We start from the raw sequence: 24,301 nt of genomic DNA, 5'->3' as shown, positions 1-24,301 counted from the left end.
TCACCAACCTTTTCTACATTTTATGATCTTACAAAATAAGGGCGTACTTCTGAAATGAGATATAAGGAACCTGTAATGACGATCACATCGTCCGGATTTGCTTGATTCATCGCTGATTGAACCGCATCCAATGACTTTTCGAATGCTTGAATCGAGCCAGTGAAATAAGGTGTTAACAAGGTAGCTAACTCATGTGCTTTACGTGAACGTGGAAAGTTTGGGATTTCCGTTACCATGATTTCATGTGCTATATCCACAATGGGTTGGTATATGTCCATTTCTTTATCTTGTAGGGAAGCCAACACAAAGCGGATTTTTTGATGTGGATATGCTTGCGTAAGAGATTTTACTAGCGACTGAATCCCATCTTGATTATGGGCACCGTCTAGTATTACCAACGGTTGGTCCTGTACTTTCTCCATACGCCCAGGCCAACGAACCGTTTCAAGTCCTGCTCTAATGTGGGCTTCTTCCACTACTGTTATGTACCTGCGCCGAAGAATGTCAATCGTCATAAGTGCCGTTGCCGCATTTTGAAACTGATGAATCCCTTGTAAATCAAGAGAAAGGTTCGTCAGTCTCTCATAGGGACTCGTAAAAGAAAACATTTGCTTATGAGCTGTGCATTCTTCTATTTCATAGGAAAACTGTTTATGTAATTGGTAAATGGTAGCCGACTCACTTTGCGCAACCTGATGAATCACGAGTTTCGCATCTTCATCTTCCACGCTACATACAAGTGGAACTCCGCGCTTAATGATCCCTGCTTTTTCGCGAGCGATATCTGGTAACGTGGAGCCTAAAAACTCCTTATGATCATATCCGATGCTCGTAATGACCGATACCAGCGGGTGTACTACATTGGTTGAATCCCAGCGTCCACCCAGTCCAGTCTCCCAGACCACGAACCAAGGGCAAGCCTCTAACGCAAAGTAGCAGATCGCCACAAGTGTCCAAAATTCAAAAGGAGATGGAGCATTTCCTTGCGCGACTAATTCTTCTAGATGAGGAAGCAACGTATTGCTCCACTGGACAAAGGATACCTCGGAAATGCCCATGCCATCTACTTGAATTCGTTCGTTCCACTCTAAAATATGTGGAGATAAAAATACTCCGACCGAGTAGTCACCCTCCCGCAAGATAGAAGTGATCATAGCACCCGTGGAGCCTTTTCCGTTCGTACCTGCAATGTGAATCCATTTGCACCGACGCTCTGGATGTCCGAGTTTCTCCAGTACCCACTCCATACGCTCCAAGCCCGGTTGAATCCCCATTACACAATGCTGATCCATCCAGTCATGAACTTCTTTGGCTACTTTAAACAACTCTTTCGCTTCCTTCCTCTTAGATCTTTGCACGCTCAGCATTGATCTATACTCAGTCCATTTTGCAACGGAATATACGTTTCGTCAACAGAAGGAACAGGGTAGGAAACCGATCCTACCCTTCTTCCCTTATTGCCGATGAAGCTCTGTTTGTAAGTTGTTTATTGCTGTAATTCGTTTAAACGTACTTGCACCTTTTCACGTTTTTCGAGGTAGTCTTTCTCTTTTCTCTTTTCTTCTTCCACTACATGATCAGGAGCTTTGCTTACAAATCCTTGGTTAGAGAGTTTCTTCCGAACTCGATCCACCTCAGAATTTAGCGTAGTTAGCTCTTTTTTCAACCGATCGATTTCTTGATCGATGTCAATCAGACCAGCAAGTGGAATAAAGATTTCCGCTCCTGTTACAACAGCACTCATCGTCTTCTCTGATGTCTCGGCAGTCGTGGAAATCGTTAATTTTTCTGTTTTACAGAAATGGCGAATGAACGATTCTCCTTGTAAAAGGAGTTTTTCGGTTGATGCATCGCTTGGACGAATGATCAATTCAATCATCTTGCTCAGTGCCACATTTGCCTCAGCACGGATATTTCGAACGTTTCGGATTACCTCAATCAACAAAGCGATTTCCTCTTTCGCTTCAGGGAATCGTAGCTCAGCTTGTTCTTCTGGCCACTTCGCCGTAACGATGCTTTGTCCCTCATGAGGGATTTGTTGCCAGATTTCCTCCGTAACGAACGGAATCATCGGATGCATGAGACGAAGAATCTGATCTAGAACGTGGCAGAGAACGGATTGAGCTGTTTTCTTTGCCGCTTCGTCATCGCCATATAAATGCAATTTTGCTAGTTCGATATACCAATCACAGAAGTCGTCCCAAACGAATTCGTATAAAGCACGACCTGCTTCGTTTAATTGGTACGATTCTAGATATCCGGTAACCAGGCCGATGGTTTCCTGTAGACGAGTCAGAATCCATTTATCTGCTGTACCTAGATTACCTGATAGATCAATATCTTGAACTTGGAAATCTCCTAGGTTCATAAGCACAAAACGGCTTGCATTCCAAATCTTATTGATGAAGTTTCTCGCTTGCTCTACACGCTCGATACGGAAACGCAAATCTTGCCCAGGAGTGGAGCCTGTGGATACCATAAAGCGCATCGCATCCGCGCCATACTGCTCGATTACTTCAAGCGGATCCACACCATTTCCTAAGGACTTAGACATTTTCACGCCGTTTGCATCCCGAACTAATCCGTGAATCAATACATCTTGGAATGGTTTCTGATCTGTAAATTCAAGGGCAGTGAAAATCATACGTGCTACCCAAGGGTAGAGAATATCATGCCCGGTAACTAAAACACTGTTAGGGAAATAACGCTCTACATCAGCCGTTTTTTCAGGCCAACCCATCGTGGAAAATGGCCAGAGTGCCGAGCTAAACCAAGTATCCAGCACATCATCATCCTGACGGATATCGGTGCCCTTACATGACTGACACTGAGTCGGGTCTTCATACGTTACCGTCATCTCTCCGCAGCTATCACAGTACCAAACTGGAATACGATGTCCCCACCATAATTGACGAGAGATACACCAATCGTGAATGTTTTCAATCCAGCGAACGTATTGATGTTCAAAGCGCTCCGGAACAAACGTTACCTTATCCTCACTCTGCTGAAGCTGAATCGCCCGTTCAGCAAGAGGTTTCATCTTCACGAACCACTGGGTAGATAGATACGGCTCGACAACCGCATCGGAGCGCTCACTATGCCCTACTGAGTGAATATGCTCTTCAATCTCTACCATTACGCCTGATTCTTGTAGATCTTTCGTGAGCTGTTTTCGACATGCAAAACGATCCATGCCTTGGTATTTTTCTGCATTTTCATTCATGGTTCCCGATTCATCCATCACCACAATTTGTGGTAAGTCATGACGGAGACCCATTTCAAAGTCATTTAGATCGTGGGCAGGTGTAATTTTCACAGCTCCTGTTCCAAACTCTCGATCTACATACTCATCCGCGATAACGGGGATTTCACGCCTTGTGATCGGTAAGATCAGCATTTTCCCGATCATATTTTGGTAACGCTCATCCTCAGGATGAACAGCAACTGCTGTATCGCCGAGCATCGTCTCAGGTCTTGTGGTAGCTACTTGAATGTAACCAGAACCATCTTTCAACTGATAACGCATGTGGTGTAGTGCACCTTTGATCTCTTTATGAATTACTTCTACATCAGAGAGCGCTGTACGTTGTGCTGGGTCCCAGTTAATGATTCGTTTACCGCGATAGATTAACCCTTTGTTAAACATATCCACGAACACTTTGCGAACCGCTTGAGATAAACCTTCATCTAAGGTAAAGCGTTCTCTTGAATAATCCATCGAGAAGCCCATTTTGCTCCATTGTTCACGAATCGTTTTCGAGTAGTGATCCTTCCATTCCCATGACTTTTCTAAAAATGCTTCCCGACCGAGATCGTGGCGGCTAATCCCTTCTTCGCGCAGTTTAGCTTCCACTTTCGCTTGAGTCGCAATTCCTGCGTGGTCCATGCCTGGTAGCCATAGGGTATCGTATCCCTGCATCCGCTTCATCCGAATCAACACATCTTGTAGTGTAAAGTCTAGGGCGTGACCCATGTGTAGCATCCCCGTAACGTTAGGGGGTGGCAAAATGATACTGTAGGCCGGACTATTTTGATCGCCTGAAGGTCGAAACAACTCATGTTCTAACCAAAATTGGTATCTTTTTTGTTCTACGGATTTCGGGTCATACTTCGTAGACATTTGCATTTCTTTTTCCATAAACTCAGCTCCTTTAAAAAATAAAAAACCCTTCATCCATCAAAGGACGAAAGGGTTGTTTTTCGCGGTACCACCTTTGTTCATAAGCATAGTATCCAAGCTTATGCACTTAGGGCCTGTTAACGGATTGGCTTCCGGTCTACCTTACTTGTGGCATGTACAAATAACCATCTGTTCAGGCAAACAGCTTTCGGGCGACGTTCGATCTAGGTTCCTTAGGAAATCTCTCAGCCGGTGGATTTCCTTCTCTGATAGGTAGTGCTAGATCTACTCTTCCCGGTCATAGCTTGTCGATATGAATCTTTTGTACAATATTCTAACGTGAAGTCAAAGGTGAGTCAAATGATATATCTATAAATTCATCATTATATTATCCATGTATTCCAAAGGTATGCTTCACGTGATCGATCATGCCTTCTGGGTTCGCTAGAAAGGTAAACAACAACATTACACTTAGTAGCATAAACGCTAAAAATCCGATAAATAAGGCTCCACGATAAAATTTGGAAGCAAACGTCTTAACAAAACTCAAAATGGAATCTCCTCCCACAAAAAACTGGTACGTACATTTTAACATATTTCTTATTCTCTACGTTTTCCTTGTCCATGTCTAGACAAACCACAAAATCTACACAATATTGGTTCATATGGTATTCAACCAGTACATTTTATGACAAACTGCATATCTTATCGGATATACAAGCAAAGTTTCCCTAAGGAAACATTGTAAGCAGAGACCACAATTAGTACAACAAAAAGTTTTTTCACCACAAATATAGAACAGGAGGAGACATGATGTGGGAAGCACTTTTTCTAGCTCTCTCCCTCTCTCTACCCGCCAAATTTATTCGTCGCGCAGTGGATCGCAGGTCAAAAGAGAAATAGAGAATGAAGGAAAAGAAAAACCCCGGGGATTCCCAAGGTTTAGTCTCTATCAATGTCTTCTGGATCTATAGCCGGCTCAGTTTCACCTTGTGAAGACGGCTTCGTTTCCATTGTCGCCTTTGTTTCTTTTATTGGTTTTGTTTCCTTTATTGGCTTTGTAGCCTTCGTTGGCTTTGTTCCCCTTGTTGCCTTTGGCGATGTTTTCGCCGCTGACTTCGTTGACTTTTTAGCTGATTTCGTACGTTCTGTTTGGGGTTCGGTCTTCCATAATCGTTTCACCACATCAAATAGCGCATGCATCTGCTGTATTTTGTTTTCTAATTGAACCACAGCATCACTTTCACTCATGATTCTCGGCTTATCATAATACTTATGCGCGAGGCGCAATACGTTCTCCGGATAGGAGAGGAAAATGGATAGTAGTTTCTTTTCTTTCGGACTGAGTGGATTTTCAGACTCATACACTTCTATTAAATGCTGAATTTCTTCAGGGTCCATGTTTCTATGTTGGAAACGACGTAAAAATACTGCTAGATCGCGGACAGGAGAATCGATTTCCGCATCATCAAAGTCAATCCAATAAAATTGCTCATCATCGCGAACCACATTGGACGGGTGTAGGTGCCCATGACATAAAGTATATCTAGGAGGCACACCCGATTCAGCCTCTACGAAGCGTTCCAATCCCTTAATCGCAAATGTAAACAATCGGTCTACCAAATCAATTTGTCCTACGTATACTTTATCAAAAGGAGACTTATATTCTCGATTTTGCACGATTTCCTGATATTCGCTTAATTTAGCTTGATAGCCTTTCCATCTGTCAATCTGCTCTTGCTCTACCTGCTTCGTTCGATCTACATGTTCGCTTACAAGTGGTTCTGCTTGTTTGTGGAAAATCGCCAATGAACGCACAAGTACTTCCGGATTATAGTCGAATTCTTGCGGTTCCTGAGGTTGTGTCCAAGGGGTTAGATACCAACATTTCCCCTCATGCTCGACAAATGTTTCGTTCTGCTCCGTCTTCTGGCACGAAAGTAGATTGGGATAACCTGAATCATGAATCTGATCCGTAATATCATGAATCAAAGCCAGTGTATCCGCTGATTGAGAAGTCGATTTAAGAGCAAACCATCTCTCCCCATCAAATACCTGCCACACGTTTCGTGGCCCTTTTTGAACATGTTGGGGCTTAAAGCGAAACTGTTTACATACCTGTTTAATGACGGAACGTTCGTCCCGATTATTTTTTTCTTGATTCACATCTTCCCTCTCCTTCTTAGGAGGTTACAATCAGATTTCCTTAATCTGTACTTGGGATACAAACAATCTGCCCTTCTTCTAGTTGCTCGGAGTTCAAGTGGTTACAGTGTTTGATTCGAGAAGAAGATACTTGATATCGATCCGCCAAAGAATCAACCGATTCTTCTTTTTGGATAATGACGAGGCGCATCGCTGTAAAGGTTTCTGGTTTTTTCCCTACTAACCAATAGGACCATTCATTTACATTCTTTTCAGACTCATCTAGCTCAAACTCATCTGGTCCCAGATCTGGGTCCCCTCTTCCATCCATCATTTCAAGATCGTTTGCCGCAAAACGCCGCTCTAATTCTGGCTGTCTCGCTTCGTCTGGAAAAGGATAGATGTACTCTTCTTCTGGTTCGTATTCGGGCTGCATCGTCGGACGTCTTTCATTCCGATATCTCGATCTGGATGCTTCTCTTTCTAACTCATATGGATTCTGACGATCTTCTATGTCTGGATGATAGTGAGTAAATAACTCTTGTTCAGAGAAATTGTCTTCTTCTGACACTTCACGCTCTGATTGTCCGGATTGTGCTTGGAAGAACGGTTGATTCTCCTCTAGCATCTCATCTTCTTGATGCGTTTGCGGTGAATGTTTTCCGGATGAAACTCCATCAATGAATAAAATCGCTTCAATCTGCAATTCAAACGGAGACATAATTTGATAATCAAATGATTCTACTTCTGCTGATACATTGCCAATATCAGCCCGATCTGCGGGTAGCGTAATTTCCACAGGGATTACATACGAAATGCCCTCTGGTTCCTCTGCTATGGATACTTCCGAATCATCTGACTCACCTACATAGCTTCCGTTTAAGCGCAGGTAGCCTTGAATCCTCACATGGTGACCTTCATCTAATATCTGTACATCTGGAAATAAGTCCAATTCAAGTACACGAACAATGCCGAGTTGTTGTGGATGCAGGCTCACTTTTTCTGAGATATCAAAACGAAGTTGGTTATATTGATTTTCCACTTTTCTAAATTCCCTCCCCAAACAATCTGTCCATACCAAGAATGGAATGTTACTGTATCTATATGCGACACTCTTTGCTATATACCGATTTTCGGGTGGGGAGTTATTTTCATAGAAAATAGACTAGGATTGGATCTCCTAGTCTATTACAGCTTGCTTTTCTATTTCACTAGAGTTGTTTTAACGCATTTCGATTTGCCTCAATCGTACGGGCAATTTCTTCTTCCGAGTGAGCTGTGGAGACAAACATCCCTTCAAACTGGGAAGGAGGTAAAAATACGCCTTCCTCTAACATCAAGCGGAAGTACTTCGCAAATCGCTCTGTATCTGCTGTTTTCGCTTGATCATACGAGGTTACTTTTTCGCCTGTAAAGAACAGACCCACCATGGAACCCACACGGTTGATATGGTACGGGATACCGATCTCTTCTGCATTTTTACGGATTCCTTCCGCTAGACGAGCTCCTTTTTTATCTAGCTCATCGTATGCTTCTGGCGTCATCTGCTCAAGCGTGGCAATCCCTGCTGCCATCGCTAGAGGATTCCCAGACAGAGTTCCTGCTTGATAGACAGGACCTACTGGGGCTACCATCTCCATGATCTCGCGCTTCCCACCGTATGCACCAACTGGCAAACCACCGCCGATCACTTTCCCCATCGTGGTTAGATCAGGAGTAATATGGTAGAGTCCTTGTGCAGAGTGGTATCCTACACGGAACCCTGTCATCACTTCATCAAAAATCAGTACGATGCCGTATTGATCACTCAAGGAACGTAACCCCTCTAAAAACCCTGGAGCAGGTGGCACTACACCCATATTCCCTGCAATCGGCTCTAAAATAATGGCGGCAATATCATCGCCAAATTTTTCACAAGCCAATGCTACGCTCTCTAAGTCATTATAAGGCACCGTAAGAGTGTGTTCAGCCGTTTGTTCCAACACGCCCGGGCTATCTGGAAGACCTAGTGTGGCGACACCCGATCCTGCTTTAATCAGCAAACTATCTGAGTGTCCATGATAACTACCTTCAAACTTCAAGATCTTGCTACGTTTCGTGTAAGCACGAGCAAGACGCAAAGCACTCATGGTTGCTTCTGTACCCGAATTCACCATGCGAACCACTTCTACCGAAGGCATCCGTTCGACGACCATCTGAGCCATCTGAGTCTCCAGTTCCGTTGGAGCACCAAAACTAGTCCCTTTTTCTGCTGTATCCTTAATAGCTTGTACAACCGTGGGATTCGCATGTCCTAAGATGAGTGGACCCCAAGAGCAGATGTAATCGATGTATTCGTTTCCGTCTACATCAGTCACCCTTGACCCTTTTCCTTGTCCAATGTATACAGGATTCATCTTCACTGATTTAAAGGCACGAACAGGGCTATTTACACCACCTGGGATGATCTTAACTGCTTCTTGAAAGTGACGGATGGAGCGTTCAAATTTCTTCTTGATCTTCTTCACTCCCTCTCTTGTTGTCTTATGTAGAACCATACTTCTTAGTATTGTAACGCAAATAGGATAAAAACACACCTATTCACTATGATTTCGTCATTTCACGCACGTTTTTTGTAATAATTTGGGATTAAATAAGAGGTTATTTCATTTTTAGGTCGAATTTTGTACTCTACAGCAGATTGGAAGGAGTCCACAACGATGGATGAGTACAAATCCATATTAAATAAAATCTTAGAAGCTGTGCAGATTCACCATGCAAAGTTCGATAGTTTGGAGCTTCGCATGGCTAGGATAGAAGGCAAGATTGACGGACTTGAGATGCGCTTAACGAATGTGGAGGAGCGCTTAACGAATGTGGAAGAGCGCCTGACGAACGTGGAAATTCGCCTTACTGACGTAGAGGAGCGCCTCACTGACGTAGAAGAAAGCGTAAAAATCCTTAAGGGAGAGTTCAGCGAGCATCAAGTACGACTAGAGCGCTTTGAAGTAAGCCAACAAATTCTCGCCCAGAAAATATTTGCCCATGATACTGATATCCTGCACATGAAAAAAAGATTTTTCTCATAAAACGAAGCCCCTAGGTCAAATGCCTGGGGCTTCGTCTCGTTAAGAGAATACCTACACTGTATAGCTTCCTTCTTTTATCCAACGCGCTACATCCTTAGCATGGTATGTTAGGATCAGCTCAGCCCCAGCACGTTTAAAGCCGACTAACATTTCCATGACCACTTTTTGCTCGTCAATCCAGCCATTTAGTGAGGCTGCTTTGATCATGGAGTATTCCCCACTTACATTGTAAGCTACTACAGGTAAATCAAAATTTTCCTTTACCCGATAGATCACATCTAAGTAGGCAAGTCCTGGTTTCACCATTAATAGATCCGCGCCTTCCATCACATCAGAAGTTGCTTCTCGCATCGCTTCTCGCGTATTGGCTGGATCCATCTGATAGGTACGACGATCTCCGAAAGAAGGAGTCGAATGGGCCGCATCTCGGAACGGACCGTAGAAACTAGAAGCATATTTTACCGCATAGGACAGAATCGGAATATGCGGAAAGCCTGTTTCATCTAATCCTTGACGAATAGCCGCTACAAATCCATCCATCATGTTAGACGGTGCAATCATATCAGCTCCTGCCTCTGCTTGAGAAACGGCTGTTTGTACTAATAGTTCCAATGCTTTATCATTCAAGATTTCGCCATCTTCAACCGGTCCACAATGACCATGGTCTGTATATTGGCATAAACATGTATCGGCAATTACATACAATTCTGGAGCTTCTTGCTTAATGAAGCGGATCGCTTTTTGTACGATTCCATGTTCATGATATGCCTCACTTCCGCAGGAATCTTTGGTGCTAGGCACTCCAAAGACAATCACAGAAGGTAAACCCAATTCGACGATTTCATTTAATTCATTTTTCAATTGATCGAGCGAAAAGTGAAATACTCCGGGCATGGAAGGGATTTCTTGTTTGATGTTTTCGCCTTCTACGATGAAGATAGGGTAAATTAGGTCGCTTGTATGTACATGATTTTCGCGGATCATGCGGCGAATTTGTTGGTTAGCACGAAGACGGCGATGGCGTGAAAAGGTGTTCATGTGTGGATCCTCCTGTGGCTTTTTATTCTAAATGTTAAACTCTATGATTTAAAAAGATCAAAACCTAGGCTTGTTGAGTGGCGCAGTCCCGGGGCATGTATCGATCCACAGCTCAAATAATGAGCCTGCGAGGATCTGTGCGAGTTTTGCACCTGCCCGAGCGAAGGATGGCGAAGCGGACTTCCCTACATCTTCCCAGGATTGGTATTGAGCCGTGATCGAACAGATTCTCCTGCCCTCGATCACGAATAGATGAATGAGATAAATAATCGATATAACTGGATTTAATAGCGCTAATAAACAAAAGTCATCAGCTTATTGCTAGATTACTTTGCTATTTTTAATACTGCCTGTACCAGTCCCTCTATCGTATATGGCTCAGCGATGGCAGCAACGTTTAACCCTAGCTTCCTGGCTGCGTCGGCTGTAACAGGACCGATGCAGGCGAGCTGAGTAGTGGATAGTAAGGCTTGTACATCTGGACGTATGGACTGCATGACTTTGACGAAGTTTTGTACGGTGGAAGAGCTAGTAAATGTGATGATATCAAGTAGCCCTTGTTCAAGATAACGGGCAACTCCTTCAGCATCCCCAGTATCTAACTGAGTCTCATACAAATCGACTTCCACGACCGTACATCCTACTTGTCTAAGCGCAATCGGTAGTATTTCCCGGGCAAGGTTGCCACGTGGTAATAACACCTTTTGACCAGGCTTTACCATTCGTAACAGTTGCTCAATCAAATCTTCTGCTCGAAACGTAAGGGGAACTAAATCTACTTGTACCCCCTTAGCTTCAATGACTTGAACGGTTTTAGGTCCAACTGCGGCAATTCTACACCTGCCGATCTCACGAATATCCAGTTGCAACTCACGAAGTCTTTGGAAGAAAAACTCGGCTCCATTCACACTGGTTAGCACGATCCAATCAAAATCAGCGACTTCCTGCAAAGCAGCATCAATCTGACTTAAATCAGAAGGCATCACCATACGAATCATCGGCATCTCGATAGGTTCGCCGCCTAAGTCTGCTATTTTTTTCACCAGCCCACTGCTCTGACTACGAGCACGTGTCACTAAGACTCGTCGTCCGGAGAGTGGTTTCTGCTCCAACATAGGTAGATGTTCTTGAATCGAATCATTCATCTAGAACTACCCCTCTCACACCGAAACGGAAGCCAATAGCTCATCTGCCCCTAATTCAATTAATCGATTCGCAAGCTCTCGGCCCATCTTCATTTCGTTTTTACCAATAATGGTATCGGCAATCATTTTCTTACCGGTCGGATCGCCTACTAATCCTTTTAGGTGTACTTGTCCTTCGCAAATCTGAGCATATGCCGCTATAGGTAGATGGCAACCGCCATTGAAAGCTTGAAGAAATGCCCGCTCTGCACGTACTGCCCTAGCTGTCTCTTCATGATTGATTTTCGCTAATAAAGCACGAATTTCACGGTCATCTTCTCGACATTGAATCGCAAGCGCACCTTGCCCAACTGCTGGTAACATCGTCTTAACGGAAATCAATTCTGCGATATCCTCTTGCCAAGAAATCCGATTCAAACCAGCCGTCGCTAGGATGATGGCATCAAATTGGCCATCGTTCATCTTCTGTACACGAGTATCAATATTGCCGCGAATCGACTCCACTCGTAAATCAGGACGAATCGCTAAAACCTGTGCTTGTCTACGCAAACTGCTCGTCCCAACGATAGCACCGGAAGGCAATTCCTCGAGTGTGGACCCGTCTCGCGATAAGAAGCAATCCCTCACATCTTCCCGAACTGGAACTGCACCAATCGTCAGTCCTTCCGGCATTTCAGCAGGTAGATCTTTCATACTATGAACCGCTAAGTCAATTTCTCCGTTTAAAAGGGCACTTTCGATCTCTTTGACAAATAGACCCTTCCCGCCTACTTTGGATAAGGTCACGTCGAGGATTTTATCCCCTTTGGTTACGATTTTTTCTAATTCAACTGTAAGGTTCGGTTCCATCTCTTTTAAACGATCTATCACCCAATTGGTCTGGGTCATCGCAAGTTTACTTTTTCGTGTGCCGACTACGATGGTTCTCATAGCGCGTAAGCCTCCTGTTCCAAACCCTCTAGACCCAATGGTGAAAGCTCCATCTAGAGAGTAGTACGTTCCCGATCATAACCAGTATGGCAACTAAATTCCACCAAGCTAATCGCTTTCCCTGCCACCCCACCCGACGCCACTGCCATAAAATCAGGCTGTACACTATCAATGTGAGAAGGGAAGCGATCATTTTCGGATCTATCCAGACAGATGGCTGGACGACCTGAATCGCCCAAATCCCACCGAGTAGAAGCGAAACAGCCAGACAGGGAAGCCCTACAATGAGAGAACCTGTTGAAAAACGCTGTAAGCTGCCTAGACTCGGGAGTTGCGTAAGGAAACGATTCCATTGTTTCTTTTTCAATAAAAAACTTGCTATATAGTATAAAAAAGCACTAATGCTTGATAACGAAAAGGCAACATAGCCGATGATAGCGAGAGAAATGTGGACAAAAATCAGCTCTGAAACCATAATCACTTCTTTTTGAAATGGCACACCTCGTACAAAAAACAACTGCACCGCTAACACAATCAGACCAACAGAGCTAATCGTCATGAAAAATATATCGAGCTTTACGATATGTTGATAATATAATGCAAACGAAATAAGAGCCCATGTATAAAGGAGGATCGGATCAATCTCCGAAATCTGTGGCCACGTTCGCCATATTTCCATCCCGATCAAAGACAGCTCAATTCCCCAAACCATAAATAAAAGCGCAGATGAAGCGATCGTTGCCCTTGGATTTGGCTTAATTAAACCAGCAAATCCAAATAGTAAACTGAGCATATAGGAATAGATTAGAAAGTCATATAACCAACGTTCAGCAAGCAAATCCCCTCATCCCCTTTCCTGTGTTATGAGGAGATCGAAATCGTTGTTCTGAGAGTCTCCGCTACATCCGCTTCTGTTGCTTTTTTTTCGCACGTATCCCCTGTTTTTTGGAGTTCATTTTCCAATGCAAAGAGATGGACAAACAAGTCCAATGCCTCTTCTTTTTGAGGCGTTACGGCCAGTTCTTTCATCCTCACAATGGGATCACGTAGCATCTGATTAATAATGCTTTTCGTGTGCTTATTTAGCACTCGACGCTGGTGCTCTGTCAACTCAGGAAGCTTCCGTTCGATCCGTAACAACGCCTCTTCTTGAATGGAAATCGCTTTTTCACGAAGGGCTGTAATCAGAGGAACAACGCCAAGTGTTTGCAACCATTCGTGAAATTTATCACACTCAAGCTGAATCCAAGCCAACACTTTATCTGCCTCTTGGTGACGCAATTTCATATTTGCCTCTACAATGCCATGTAAATCATCAATATCATAGAGGAATACTTGATCTAATTCATGAACACTTGGTTCAATATCCCGCGGTACTGCGATGTCGATGATAAATAAAGGAGTACGCCGATTCTCTACCACAGGTGCGATCATCTCTTTGGTAACGACAGCCTCTTTCGCTCCCGTTGAGGAGACAACTATATCCGCCTCCACTAGAGATGGTAGAAGCTGATCCCATGGACGTGCTTCACCATGAAAACGATTTGCTAACTCTTCCGCTTTGGCTAACGTGCGATTAATCACAATCACACGGGCGGCTCCATTGGAAGCAAAATGTTTGGCAGTCAGTTCCGTCATCTTCCCAGCACCTACTAGTAAAATCGTCTGGTTTTGGAAGGATGAAAATAGCTTTTTACCCAGTTCTACTGCTGCATAGCTCACCGAAACCGCATTTTGGCCGATTTCCGTTTCGGAGTGCACTTTCTTTCCAAATGTAACAGCTTGTTTAAAGAGCATATTAAATACCGTACCTGTCGTACCAATCTCTTGGGCCTGTAAAAAGGCCGTTTTCATTTGACCTAAGATTTGCGTTTCACCAATCACGAGTGAATCTAATCCACACACAACTCGAAATAAATGATGCACAGCCTCTTGATCCTGTTTTATATATAGATGTTCTTGAAATTCTTCTTTCGGTATGCGAAACCAACTCTCCAAAAATGCCTTGGAGTAGTACTCTCCAGTATGAAGTTGATCCACTACTACATATAACTCCATGCGGTTACATGTACTAATGATCACACATTCTAGAATACTTTTCATATCTCGCAAGCTTCTTAAAGCCATGGCAAGACGATCTTCTTGAAAAACGAGTCGCTCTCGTAACTCCACAGAAGCTGTCTTATGACTAAATCCAATTGTCAGTATATGCATGATCTATTTCACTCCAATCTCTACAACTTCCCATTTAACAGAAGAAGAGATCATAAAACCATTCAAAACGTTCATAAAAACCAAGACATATTATAACATACAGCGCTTCAAATCTCTCTTCATTTCCTGTGAACATTTTGAGCATCAACACAAGTAGACTACACAACCCGATCCGAAAAGACCCTTTTGCACCTATTCTTTATACATTATTTTTCCAATAAATACTAATTCTATGCAGTCTCTTTTCTGCTCGAAGCCTCCTCTTATACTCTAGCAAGTAAAAAATTGTGATAAGATAGGAAGATAAATTCTAATACGTCAGAGGAGAGTTTCCCATGCAAAAAAAAGCCATTGGATTCATCTTGGTTTTAGCTGGTGGGCTATCACTCGTCATCGAAACGAGAACAGCAGCTATTAACACCTTGATTACATGGCCTTTTCTATTATTCCTTTTAGGTTCCATTTTGGTATTTATTTCTTTTTTGCAAAAACAGTCCCAATTAACTGTAATTGGCGGAATTATTGCGGCAATCGGCTTATCCGTATGGGGATTCCGATATGTTCCCAGCTGGCCTAGACATTGGAGCATTTTGATGTTGATGGTCGGGGTTGTAGTTTTTTTACAATACATGCAGAATAAGAATAATATGACTCTCATGATTTCCATCGTCTTATGCCTAGCAGGTTTTTTTGCCAATCCGGTTGTTGCGGATATTTCTTTATTTGCCCCGATTGCGCATACACTAAATACATACTGGCCGATACTCATAGTTGGATTGGGACTCATGTTTATCATGAAGAGATAAGGATGTGATTGAGATTGAACCAACTCATCAAAATAAAAACCCCCGAACAAATTGAACGAATGCGGCGTGCGGGTATCATACTTGCTTCTTGCCATAGACAGATAGCGAAACTTATCAAGCCCGGAATTAGCACGTGGGAGATCGATGAATTTGTAGAGCAATATCTCACAGAACACGGGGCTACTCCCGAACAAAAGGGATATATGGGTTACAAATACGCTACCTGTGCATCCATAAACGATGAAGTGTGCCATGGGTTTCCACGAAAAACGAAGCTTCTGGAAGGAGACATCGTTACCATTGATATGGTAGTAAACCTCGATGGTTGGCTCGCAGACTCTGCTTGGTCCTATGCCGTGGGGAAGATTTCACCCGATGCAAAGCGACTTCTTAAACTGACAAAGGAATCCCTCTATCGCGGAATTGAAAAAGCACAGATTGGCAATCGCATCGGGGACATCTCCCATGCTATCCAAACGTTTGCAGAAGCGAATGGTTTATCCGTGGTACGCCCCTTTATCGGTCATGGAATCGGAAGTAAGATGCACGAAGTCCCCGAAGTCCCACACTTTGGTCCCGCTGGTAAAGGTCCTATCATCCAAGAAGGCATGACCTTTACCATTGAACCTATGCTGAATTTAGGCAAACATCATGTACAACTCATGAGCGACGGCTGGACAGCTAAAACAGTAGATGGTAGCTTATCAGCTCAGTATGAGCATACCCTTGCCATTACGGCTAAAGGGCCCATTATTTTAACGGATCAAGGCTAACAAAAGGCGAAGTCAAATAGAGACTTCGCCTTTTGTTTCTATACTAAGCCGTAACATCCCGCTTCTGAAACACCCAGAAACTAACAATGAGAAAGAGGATTAGATGCACCAATAAGACGCTACCCGAAGCAATGAATGGCTTATAGACCCCGAACATATGCAATTCACCACCGTGCATATACCCTTCTGTAACATTGGAATTGGCAAAAATCGTAAACTGAAACCATGTTGCCTGAATGGTATTCATAGAAGCCAAGAAAGAGCCCACATAATAAGCCACGATCGTTACACCAAAAGCTGCACTTTGAATCCGAAATAAAGTTGCAACCATAAATGCCATAGTTGAAAAAACCATAATTTCATAATAAGACACAACTAATAGTTCAGGAACAGAAAACCATTTTCCCGAATCTGTCTCGATTCCATAACTAGGGATATTACTGAGCATAGAAATGAGAAACCCTATAAGCCCGATTAATTCAATCAATATAATAGTAAACATCTGTACTGTAAGCCATTTGGCAAGCAAAATTTTCCAACGACTACGCGATCGAATTAATAATAACTTGATCGTCCCTTCTGAATACTCTGATGCTACAATGCCGCCTGCTACCGTAATGGCAAAAATGGCTATTAAAAATCGAAAGGAAACAATTAACTGAGGGTAATCACCCGAACTAAATTCACTCCATGGCTCGTATGAAAGTGTAAGTACAAGAAATAATAGAAGACCTGCACCCATCATAATCCATGTACTTAAACGACGGTATAACTTTATATTTTCATTCATAATGAGTCTCCAAACCTTATTCAACTGTTCTCCCTCCTGTCATCTGTAAAAATTGGTCTTCTAACGACTCCTCTACTATTTGAATTTCAAATACATCTATATCATTTTGGACTAATCGTTTATTTAATTTAGGTATCTCCACTACAGGAAGCGTAATTACAAATCCATTTTGATCAAACTCTACAGCATAGTCAGGATATGTGTGTGAGAGTAAATCACGAACTTCTTCCGCGGCAGAAGACAACTTAAACCTCACTTTACGAGTCGTGCCTTCAGTTTCCTCCTCTTCATGGCTGGAAATCTGCTTCGTCCCAATGATCTTTCCATTTTGAATAATGACGATCTGATCACACAACAGCTCCATCTCAGATAACAAGTGACTAGAGACAAGGATCGCTAAATCATGTTGATCCGCTAGCTCTTGTAAATGACTTCGGAGCTCTTTGATTCCAGCAGGATCTAAACCATTATTCAGTTCATCTAAAATCAGGACGCTCGGTTTATGTAACAATGCTTGCGCCAAACCCAATCGTTGTCTCATTCCGAGTGAGTAGGTTTTTACCTTCTCATGAATTTTTCCCTCTAGACGAACCATTTTCACTACTTCATCGATTCTTTCAAGAGGAATATCATCGCTCATTCGCCAAAACAATTCCAAATTTTGATATCCCGTTAGATGTTTGTATAATTCTGGATTTTCTACGATGGCACCTACATGACGAAGTGCCATCTCCAATTCTCGTTCTATATGATGGTTTTGAATCACAATGTCACCGCTAGTTGGCTTCATCAAACCAACTAACATCCGAATAGTAGTCGTCTTACCAGCACCATTTGGTCCTAAGAAACCTACAATCTCACCCGGATACAGTTCAAAGGAACATTGATCGATAATGGTTTTATCTTTGATGACTTTGGTCAGATTCTCAATCTTTACCACTGCCTGCTTCATTTCTATCCCTCTTTTACTCATCCAGACTGGTTATCAAGGATTGCTTCTCATCATAACGTTCAATAGCTAATTGAACCAAACGGTCAACTAACTCTGAGTATGGAAGGCCTGTCTCTTGCCACATGACAGGGTACATACTAAACGGTGTAAATCCTGGTAGCGTATTAATCTCGTTAATTAGAATTTCCCCGTTATCTTTGCGAAGGAAGAAGTCTACACGAGATAAGCCTGCACAATCCAAAGCTTGATATGATTTTATGGCCATTTCTCGGATTTGTTTCGTCTGTTCTTCGGTAAGTTTGGCTGGAATCTCCATCGCAGACTTACCATCGATGTATTTTGCTTGGTAGTCATAAAAATCACCGGATGAAATGATCTCACCGGGTAGAGAAGCTTGTGGGTCATCATTTCCAAGCACGGCTACCTCGATTTCACGGGCGGGAATAAACTCTTCGACCAACACCTTGCGATCATAAAGATAAGCCAACTCCATCGCTTTCTCTAACTCACTGCGATCATTTGCCTTCGAGATTCCTACGCTTGAGCCTAAGTTAGCAGGCTTCACAAAACAAGGATAGCCGAGCTTCTCTTCGATCTCATCGAGAACTGCTTCCTTCTGCTTAAAGAAGCGACTACGCAGATAATAAACATATCCACCCTGTGGTAAACCTGCTGAAGCAAATACCATCTTCGCCATAACCTTATCCATCGCTACAGCCGATGCGAGAACCCCTGCCCCCACATAAGGCACATTTGCCATCTCAAACATTCCTTGAATCGTTCCATCTTCCCCATATGTACCATGTAAAACCGGAAACACAACATCCACAAACTCATTCGTCAGTGCAGGTAATTGCTTTCCTTTAGCAATATTCGTAACAGCTGGCAATTGAGATTGTAGTTGATCCAGCTTCTCAGCACCTAGACTCTCTTCTAACGCTGGAAAAGAAGTCGTTCCAACCTGCCATTCTCCCTCTCTCGTAATCCCGATAGGAAGCACTTCATATTTCTCTAAGTCCATCGCCTTCATCACCGAAGCCGCGCTAATCAACGACACCTCATGCTCTCCCGACTTTCCACCATAAACGACAGCCACTCGCAACTTCTTCTGCATGTTTCATCCCCAGCCTTTCTTTATGTAGTTTTAATTTATTTATCCATCAAATTCATCTATCCGTTTTACAGAAGTTTATAAGTAAGTCCAAATCTTTTCATCTTAATCCCCTCAACAAAAGGCTTGTTCATTAACCAGTAAATGAGAATGTACTAGGGGCAATGTATCTGACCACTGCGATGTTAGTAAGCCTGCTTAGCGCAGTCCTTCGAAGCAAGGGCGTTTTGTGGCAATGTTTGAGCGTTCTTTGCGAGTTTTGGCCACTTGCCCGAAGCATCGATAGACGAAGCGGACTTGCTTTTCACATCTTCGCAGGCTTACTATTTGAGCTGTGGTCAGATACATGCCCCGGGACATCCATACCTAGCTTAATTAATCAACAGACCCAATCCCTACATCCTCACCATCACTCACACGCCTCATAATCTCTCCCCAAAGCTCATCTCTCCCCACCTTCGTCTCCGAAGAGAAAAGAATCACCGGATCACTCGGCAAAACATTCAACGTTTGCTTAACTACTTTCAAATGCTTCTGCCAATGACCCTTGGTAATCTTGTCCGCTTTCGTCGCAACAATGATAACAGGGATATTATGATGCTTTAAAAATCGATACATCGAGACATCATCCTGCGATGGAGCATGGCGTAAATCAACGATCTGGATAACCGATCGTAACGGCTCACGCTTAGTGAAATAAGACTCCAACATTCGTCCCCATGCAGCACGCTGTACCTTGGAAACTTTAGCATATCCATAGCCAGGTACATCTGCAAACATCACCTTATTATTCACCGAGAAAAAATTAATCGTTTGTGTCTTCCCTGGTTTCGAGCTGGTATGAGCCATTTTCTTTCGATTAATCATGGCATTGATCAAAGATGATTTACCAACGTTGGAACGCCCAGCCAGAGCAATTTCTGGCAGGGCGTCTTCTGGATATTGACTTAATTTAACTCCACTTGTTATAAAATTCACTTCAATTATCTTCATTAGGATCCCTCACAAGCGCGATTTTCAACACTTCATCCATGTGTGAAACCGCAGTAAACGTTAACCCTTTCTTAACGCTCTCTGGTATTTCGGCAATATCTTTTTCATTATCTTTTGGAATGATGATATGGGTCATGCCCGCTCGGTGTGCACCTAGGGCCTTCTCTTTCAATCCACCAATCGGTAGCACCCGCCCACGCAAAGTCACTTCACCCGTCATCGCCACAAATCGTGAAACCGGGATATTGGTCAAAGCAGAAACCAAAGCAGTCGCCATTGTAATACCTGCAGACGGACCATCTTTCGGAGTCGCTCCTTCCGGCACATGAATATGAATATCATTCTTCTCATGAAAATCAGCTTCCACACCTAGCTCGTTCGATCGTGAGCGGATGTAGCTAAAGGCAGCTTGAGCGGATTCCTTCATCACATCGCCTAATTGACCGGTCAGAGTGAGACGCCCTTTTCCTGGATATAACGAAACCTCTACTGCCAATGTATCGCCACCGACTTCTGTCCAGGCAAGACCCGTTGCGACGCCCACTTGGTCTGCATCTTCTGCTCGGCCAAAACGGAATCTCTCTGTTCCCAGATACTGTTCCAAATTTTTAGGTGTGATGACCACTTTCTTCTTCTCACCCGCTACAAGTTGCTTCGCAGCCTTACGACAAAGCGTACCCACCGTCCGCTCTAAATTGCGCACGCCAGCTTCTCTCGTATAGTTACGAATCAGCTTTATAATGGTATCACCATGAAGTTGTAACTTCTCTCGGGATAGTCCGTGGTCTTTCAATTGTTTCGGATATAAATATTTTTTCGCAATCTGCTCTTTTTCCACCTCTGTATAGCCGGAAATCGTAATAAGCTCCATCCGATCTAATAAAGGTCTTGGAATCGTACTGATTGAATTGGCTGTTGTGATAAACATCACTTTGGATAAGTCATAAGGAACTTCCAAATAATGATCACTAAAAGTAGAATTTTGATGTGGATCCAGTACTTCTAGTAAAGCGGCACCTGGATCTCCACGGAAGTCCATAGCCATCTTATCAATCTCATCCAGAAGAAACACAGGATTGCTAGAACCTGCTGTCTTCATCCCTTGAATGATCCGACCCGGCATGGCCCCTACGTAAGTACGACGATGTCCACGAATCTCCGCTTCATCACGAACTCCGCCTAAGGATATACGGACAAATTTGCGGTCTAGAGCTCTGGCTACAGAGCGAGCGAGCGACGTTTTCCCTACCCCAGGTGGTCCAACTAGACAAAGGATCGGCCCCTTCATCTCATTCACCATCTTTTGAACAGCTAGGTACTCTAAAACGCGTTCCTTCACTTTTTCTAAGCCATAATGATCTTCATCTAGCACTTTTTCTGCTTTTAACAAGTCCAAATCATCTTCTGTAAATGAATTCCATGGGACATCCAATAACCATTCGATATAAGTGCGAATCACTCCGCCTTCTGCCGAAGAAGTAGGAATTTTTTCGAGTCGATCTAATTCCTTCTCCACTTTTTCTAGAACGTCAGGAGGAAGATCGGCTTCTTCCATCTGGTCACGAAGCTCTTCAATTTCCCCAGCGCGGCCTTCTTTTTCACCTAGTTCTTTTTGAATCGCTTTCATCTGCTCACGGAGATAATATTCTTTTTGCGTTTTCTCCATTTGACGTTTTACACGACTACTTATTTTTTTCTCTAATTCAAGAACTTCTTTTTCATTATGGAGGAATCCAAGCAATTTCTCTAAACGAGCCTTCACATTGGCTTCTTGTAAGATTTCTTGTTTATCAGCCATCCGAATTGGAAGGTGTGAAGCAACCAAATCAGCCAAGCGGCCTGGTTCTTCGATATCTGATACAACCGAATGGGTCTCGGCCGATATTTTCTTTGTTAGACGTAAGTATTGTTCAAAATAATCGAGAACCGATCTCATAAGTGCTTGTAAATCAACACTTTCTTCTACCTCGTCCTCTATGGTGATGACCGATGCCTGTAAATACTCATCTTCATCTTCCAAACTCATCAGTCGAGCCCGTTCTAATCCTTCAACTAACACACGAATAGTACCATTCGGTAGCTTCAACATCTGTCTAACTTTGGCAACAGTACCAATATCATAAAGATCCTCGCGAGTAGGGTCCTCTAATTGAGCATCCTTTTGTGTAATCAGGAGGATTTGACTATCTTCCACCATAGCCTGCTCTAAAGCTTGGATCGATTTCTCCCTTCCCACGTCCAAATGAATTACCATACTTGGATATACCAGTAATCCTCGGAGTGGTAGAAGCGGCAGGTTACGTTCCTCTTCTTTTCCAGCCATAAATGCACCTCCACTTGCTGTCTGTACAAGGCACCAAACTTTGTACGATTTTATCCTATTCGATTTCTTTTGTCTATGACAAAGCAAAAGCCGGTACTCCCGAGTATTTCTTAGCACCGACTTTATACCCCATTCATCCAAAAAAGCGACCTATCTTCTTAAAAGGCAGACGTTGTCCAGATCCCTTGAGGATTGGGCAGAATCAAGGATTCCGTTTCTTCTTGGACAACTGGCTGAAGCGCATGCTGGAACACTTCTTCTAAGAGTTGGACAGGGATTACCTCAACCCCTTCCATTCTCTCTAAAATATCCTGCATATTCTCCAGAGGAATGATTACTTTCTTCGCCCCTGCATGCATCGCTGCTTCAACTTTCGCGATCACACCGCCAATTGGTTTTACCTTCCCATGAATCGAGATCTCTCCCGTCATGGCTACTTCGTTACTAATTGGAATTTCCTTAACGGCTGAGTAAATCGCCGTGGCGATAGTGATACCCGCCGATGGACCATCGATGGGCGTTCCACCTGGAAAGTTAATATGAAGATGGTATTCATCCGGATTAATATCGGTGCTTCGCAAAACCGTAATGACATTTTCTACCGAACCACGGGCCATACTTTTACGCCTTATGGTTCTTCCGCCACCGCCCATTTCTTCTTCGTCCACTACACCTGTAATTTGAAGCGAACCCTTTTCTCCCGGAGCCACAGGAGTAGAAGTAACTTCCACTTCTAAGATCAGTCCCATATTCGGTCCATGCACCGCAAGACCCGTTGCCAATCCCACTTTCGAGAATTCAGGCATCCTACCGTCTGGGCGCGGGCTTAACTGGCTACTATGAACCACCCACTCCACATCTGCCTTTGTAATCATACCACGACCCTCTGTCATCGCGACACTAACTGCCGTTTGCACCAGATTGACTGCATCCCGCCCATTCATAGCATAACGAGTAATCACTTGAACCGCATCTGGATGATATGCGAAGCAGACCCGCTCCAATGCTTGCGTTGCCACTCGTTCAATCTCGCCAGCAAGCAGAGGACGGAAAAATATTTCCACACAACGGGAACGAATTGCAGCCGGAATCTCTTGAGGTGTACGAGTCGTTGCTCCAATCAGTCGAAAATCAGCTGGTAACCCATTTTGAAAAATATCATGGATGTGGCTCGGTGTGTTTGAGTCTTCTGAGCTATAGTAAGCACTTTCTAAAAATACCTTGCGATCTTCTAATACCTTCAATAGCTTATTCATTTGAATCGGATGAAGCTCCCCAATTTCATCAATAAACAATAATCCGCCATGGGCTTTCGTCACCGCACCTGGTTTAGGCTGTGGAATCCCTGCCATCCCCATGGCTCCTGCACCTTGATAAATCGGATCATGCACACTACCGATTAGTGGATCAGCAATTCCTCGCTCGTCAAAACGAGCAGTAGTCGCATCCATCTCCACAAATTTAGATTGTTCTCCAAACGGAGAGCAGGCAAGTCCCTTCGCTGCTTCCAATATCACACGTGCAGCAGCCGTCTTTCCTATCCCTGGAGGTCCATAAATAATGACATGTTGAGGATTCGGTCCGCAAATAGCCGCCTTGAGCGCTTTTATTCCATCTGTTTGCCCCACTATCTCTTCCAAACTAGCCGGTCTTGTCTTCTCTGCAAGCGGAACCGTAAGCTTCAATCTACGTAGTTTTGCTAATTTCTCCAGTTCTTTTCGTGATTCACGATCAACCGCACTTTTGCTCGTTTGTTGATTCCGTAACAAGTTCCAAAAATAAACACCAATAATAATTGAAAACACAATTTGTAATACCATCAGCAAAGCAGTAAAACTCATACTCGTCCATTCCTTCCCTGTTTTACATACAGTTAGTATGACCGTGGAAGGA

The 24,301-nt window shown here is 43.4% G+C and carries 20 protein-coding genes and 1 other annotated feature; of the genes, 3 read left to right on the top strand and 17 right to left on the bottom strand.

Annotated features, from left to right (window positions below; all coding sequences use genetic code 11):
• Nucleotides 1-20: 20 nt before the first annotated feature.
• From J2Z48_RS07130 to hemL, 6 genes are all read right to left on the bottom strand, one after another.
• The gene (locus J2Z48_RS07130) at nt 21-1,325 is read right to left on the bottom strand and encodes a bifunctional folylpolyglutamate synthase/dihydrofolate synthase (RefSeq protein WP_307252196.1); all 1,305 of its coding nucleotides are present in this window, start codon (nt 1,323-1,325) and stop codon (nt 21-23) included.
• A 161-nt stretch (nt 1,326-1,486) separates the two neighbouring features.
• On the bottom strand, nt 1,487-4,138 hold the full coding sequence (locus J2Z48_RS07125; RefSeq protein WP_307252193.1) for a valine--tRNA ligase: 2,652 nt from the start codon (nt 4,136-4,138) through the stop codon (nt 1,487-1,489).
• A gap of 39 nt (nt 4,139-4,177) precedes the next feature.
• Nucleotides 4,178-4,431: a binding site (T-box leader), on the bottom strand.
• Nucleotides 4,432-4,508: 77 nt separating this feature from the next.
• A complete protein-coding gene (locus tag J2Z48_RS07120) occupies nt 4,509-4,670 on the bottom strand; it encodes a hypothetical protein (RefSeq protein WP_307252190.1) in 162 nt (53 codons plus the stop codon).
• A 392-nt stretch (nt 4,671-5,062) separates the two neighbouring features.
• The gene (locus J2Z48_RS07115) at nt 5,063-6,286 is read right to left on the bottom strand and encodes a YutH/CotS family kinase-like spore coat protein (RefSeq protein WP_307252187.1); all 1,224 of its coding nucleotides are present in this window, start codon (nt 6,284-6,286) and stop codon (nt 5,063-5,065) included.
• Nucleotides 6,287-6,326: 40 nt separating this feature from the next.
• Nucleotides 6,327-7,307: a LysM peptidoglycan-binding domain-containing protein gene (locus J2Z48_RS07110; protein ID WP_307252184.1), complete on the bottom strand. Its 981-nt coding sequence runs from the start codon at nt 7,305-7,307 to the stop codon at nt 6,327-6,329.
• Between the two features lie 169 nt (nt 7,308-7,476).
• A complete protein-coding gene (gene hemL / locus J2Z48_RS07105; RefSeq protein ID WP_370872903.1) occupies nt 7,477-8,763 on the bottom strand; it encodes a glutamate-1-semialdehyde 2,1-aminomutase in 1,287 nt (428 codons plus the stop codon).
• A 201-nt stretch (nt 8,764-8,964) separates the two neighbouring features.
• On the opposite strand from hemL, the gene J2Z48_RS07100 reads away from it, so the two are divergent.
• Nucleotides 8,965-9,333, top strand: coding sequence for a hypothetical protein (locus tag J2Z48_RS07100; RefSeq protein WP_307252182.1), 369 nt, complete (start codon nt 8,965-8,967; stop codon nt 9,331-9,333).
• Between the two features lie 51 nt (nt 9,334-9,384).
• Here the strand turns inward: J2Z48_RS07100 and hemB are convergent, their stop codons facing one another.
• From hemB to hemA, 5 genes are all read right to left on the bottom strand, one after another.
• Complete coding sequence (hemB, locus tag J2Z48_RS07095) at nt 9,385-10,371, bottom strand: porphobilinogen synthase (RefSeq protein WP_307252179.1); 987 nt, start codon at nt 10,369-10,371, stop codon at nt 9,385-9,387.
• Between the two features lie 326 nt (nt 10,372-10,697).
• Nucleotides 10,698-11,516 (bottom strand): uroporphyrinogen-III synthase, encoded by an 819-nt coding sequence (locus J2Z48_RS07090; RefSeq protein WP_307252177.1) that lies wholly within the window; start codon nt 11,514-11,516, stop codon nt 10,698-10,700.
• 15 nt (nt 11,517-11,531) lie between these two features.
• A complete protein-coding gene (hemC, locus tag J2Z48_RS07085) occupies nt 11,532-12,446 on the bottom strand; it encodes a hydroxymethylbilane synthase (RefSeq protein ID WP_307252175.1) in 915 nt (304 codons plus the stop codon).
• Between the two features lie 28 nt (nt 12,447-12,474).
• Entirely contained in the window at nt 12,475-13,284 is an 810-nt protein-coding gene (gene ccsA, locus J2Z48_RS07080) for a cytochrome c biogenesis protein CcsA (RefSeq protein ID WP_307252173.1), read from the bottom strand.
• 23 nt (nt 13,285-13,307) lie between these two features.
• Nucleotides 13,308-14,660 carry a glutamyl-tRNA reductase gene (gene hemA, locus J2Z48_RS07075; RefSeq protein ID WP_307252171.1) on the bottom strand — a complete coding sequence of 451 codons (1,353 nt, stop codon included), beginning with the start codon at nt 14,658-14,660 and terminating at the stop codon, nt 13,308-13,310.
• Between the two features lie 335 nt (nt 14,661-14,995).
• On the opposite strand from hemA, the gene J2Z48_RS07070 reads away from it, so the two are divergent.
• A complete protein-coding gene (locus J2Z48_RS07070) occupies nt 14,996-15,466 on the top strand; it encodes a hypothetical protein (protein ID WP_307252169.1) in 471 nt (156 codons plus the stop codon).
• Between the two features lie 14 nt (nt 15,467-15,480).
• Entirely contained in the window at nt 15,481-16,239 is a 759-nt protein-coding gene (gene map / locus J2Z48_RS07065) for a type I methionyl aminopeptidase (protein ID WP_307252167.1), read from the top strand.
• A gap of 43 nt (nt 16,240-16,282) precedes the next feature.
• Here map and J2Z48_RS07060 read toward each other — a convergent pair whose 3' ends face one another.
• The 6 genes from J2Z48_RS07060 to lonB all read right to left on the bottom strand — a co-directional run bounded on the left by J2Z48_RS07060 (nt 16,283) and on the right by lonB (nt 24,249).
• Nucleotides 16,283-17,053, bottom strand: a complete 771-nt coding sequence (locus J2Z48_RS07060) for an ABC transporter permease (RefSeq protein ID WP_307252166.1) — start codon at nt 17,051-17,053, stop codon at nt 16,283-16,285.
• On the bottom strand, nt 17,046-17,981 hold the full coding sequence (locus J2Z48_RS07055; protein ID WP_307252165.1) for an ABC transporter ATP-binding protein: 936 nt from the start codon (nt 17,979-17,981) through the stop codon (nt 17,046-17,048). The genes J2Z48_RS07060 and J2Z48_RS07055 overlap by 8 nt, the downstream gene beginning before the upstream one ends.
• Nucleotides 17,982-17,994: 13 nt before the next feature.
• Entirely contained in the window at nt 17,995-19,095 is a 1,101-nt protein-coding gene (locus J2Z48_RS07050; protein ID WP_307252164.1) for a D-alanine--D-alanine ligase, read from the bottom strand.
• 372 nt (nt 19,096-19,467) lie between these two features.
• Nucleotides 19,468-20,085 carry a ribosome biogenesis GTP-binding protein YihA/YsxC gene (gene yihA / locus J2Z48_RS07045; RefSeq protein ID WP_307252162.1) on the bottom strand — a complete coding sequence of 206 codons (618 nt, stop codon included), beginning with the start codon at nt 20,083-20,085 and terminating at the stop codon, nt 19,468-19,470.
• Nucleotides 20,072-22,408 carry an endopeptidase La gene (lon, locus tag J2Z48_RS07040; RefSeq protein WP_307252161.1) on the bottom strand — a complete coding sequence of 779 codons (2,337 nt, stop codon included), beginning with the start codon at nt 22,406-22,408 and terminating at the stop codon, nt 20,072-20,074. Before lon ends, yihA begins: the two co-directional genes overlap by 14 nt.
• 158 nt (nt 22,409-22,566) lie before the next feature.
• The gene (lonB, locus tag J2Z48_RS07035; RefSeq protein WP_307252160.1) at nt 22,567-24,249 is read right to left on the bottom strand and encodes an ATP-dependent protease LonB; all 1,683 of its coding nucleotides are present in this window, start codon (nt 24,247-24,249) and stop codon (nt 22,567-22,569) included.
• Nucleotides 24,250-24,301 lie beyond the last annotated feature (52 nt).

The sequence above is a fragment of the Croceifilum oryzae genome (assembly GCF_030814315.1).
Taxonomy (GTDB): Bacteria; Bacillota; Bacilli; order Thermoactinomycetales; family Thermoactinomycetaceae; genus Baia; species Baia oryzae.
The sequence above is the reverse complement of the archived record's forward strand: the minus strand, read 5'-3'. Positions and strand labels throughout refer to the sequence as shown.

Excerpts from the sequence above, each read along its gene's own strand:
- J2Z48_RS07125 (WP_307252193.1), bottom strand. The coding sequence starts at position 4,138 with ATGGAAAAAGAAATGCAAATGTCTACGAAGTATGACCCGAAATCCGTA.
- J2Z48_RS07100 (WP_307252182.1), top strand. The coding sequence starts at position 8,965 with ATGGATGAGTACAAATCCATATTAAATAAAATCTTAGAAGCTGTGCAG.
- hemB (WP_307252179.1), bottom strand. The coding sequence starts at position 10,371 with ATGAACACCTTTTCACGCCATCGCCGTCTTCGTGCTAACCAACAAATT.
- J2Z48_RS07090 (WP_307252177.1), bottom strand. The coding sequence starts at position 11,516 with ATGAATGATTCGATTCAAGAACATCTACCTATGTTGGAGCAGAAACCA.
- hemC (WP_307252175.1), bottom strand. The coding sequence starts at position 12,446 with ATGAGAACCATCGTAGTCGGCACACGAAAAAGTAAACTTGCGATGACC.
- hemA (WP_307252171.1), bottom strand. The coding sequence starts at position 14,660 with ATGCATATACTGACAATTGGATTTAGTCATAAGACAGCTTCTGTGGAG.
- J2Z48_RS07070 (WP_307252169.1), top strand. The coding sequence starts at position 14,996 with ATGCAAAAAAAAGCCATTGGATTCATCTTGGTTTTAGCTGGTGGGCTA.
- J2Z48_RS07055 (WP_307252165.1), bottom strand. The coding sequence starts at position 17,981 with ATGAAGCAGGCAGTGGTAAAGATTGAGAATCTGACCAAAGTCATCAAA.
- J2Z48_RS07050 (WP_307252164.1), bottom strand. The coding sequence starts at position 19,095 with ATGCAGAAGAAGTTGCGAGTGGCTGTCGTTTATGGTGGAAAGTCGGGA.
- yihA (WP_307252162.1), bottom strand. The coding sequence starts at position 20,085 with ATGAAGATAATTGAAGTGAATTTTATAACAAGTGGAGTTAAATTAAGT.
- lon (WP_307252161.1), bottom strand. The coding sequence starts at position 22,408 with ATGGCTGGAAAAGAAGAGGAACGTAACCTGCCGCTTCTACCACTCCGA.
- lonB (WP_307252160.1), bottom strand. The coding sequence starts at position 24,249 with ATGAGTTTTACTGCTTTGCTGATGGTATTACAAATTGTGTTTTCAATT.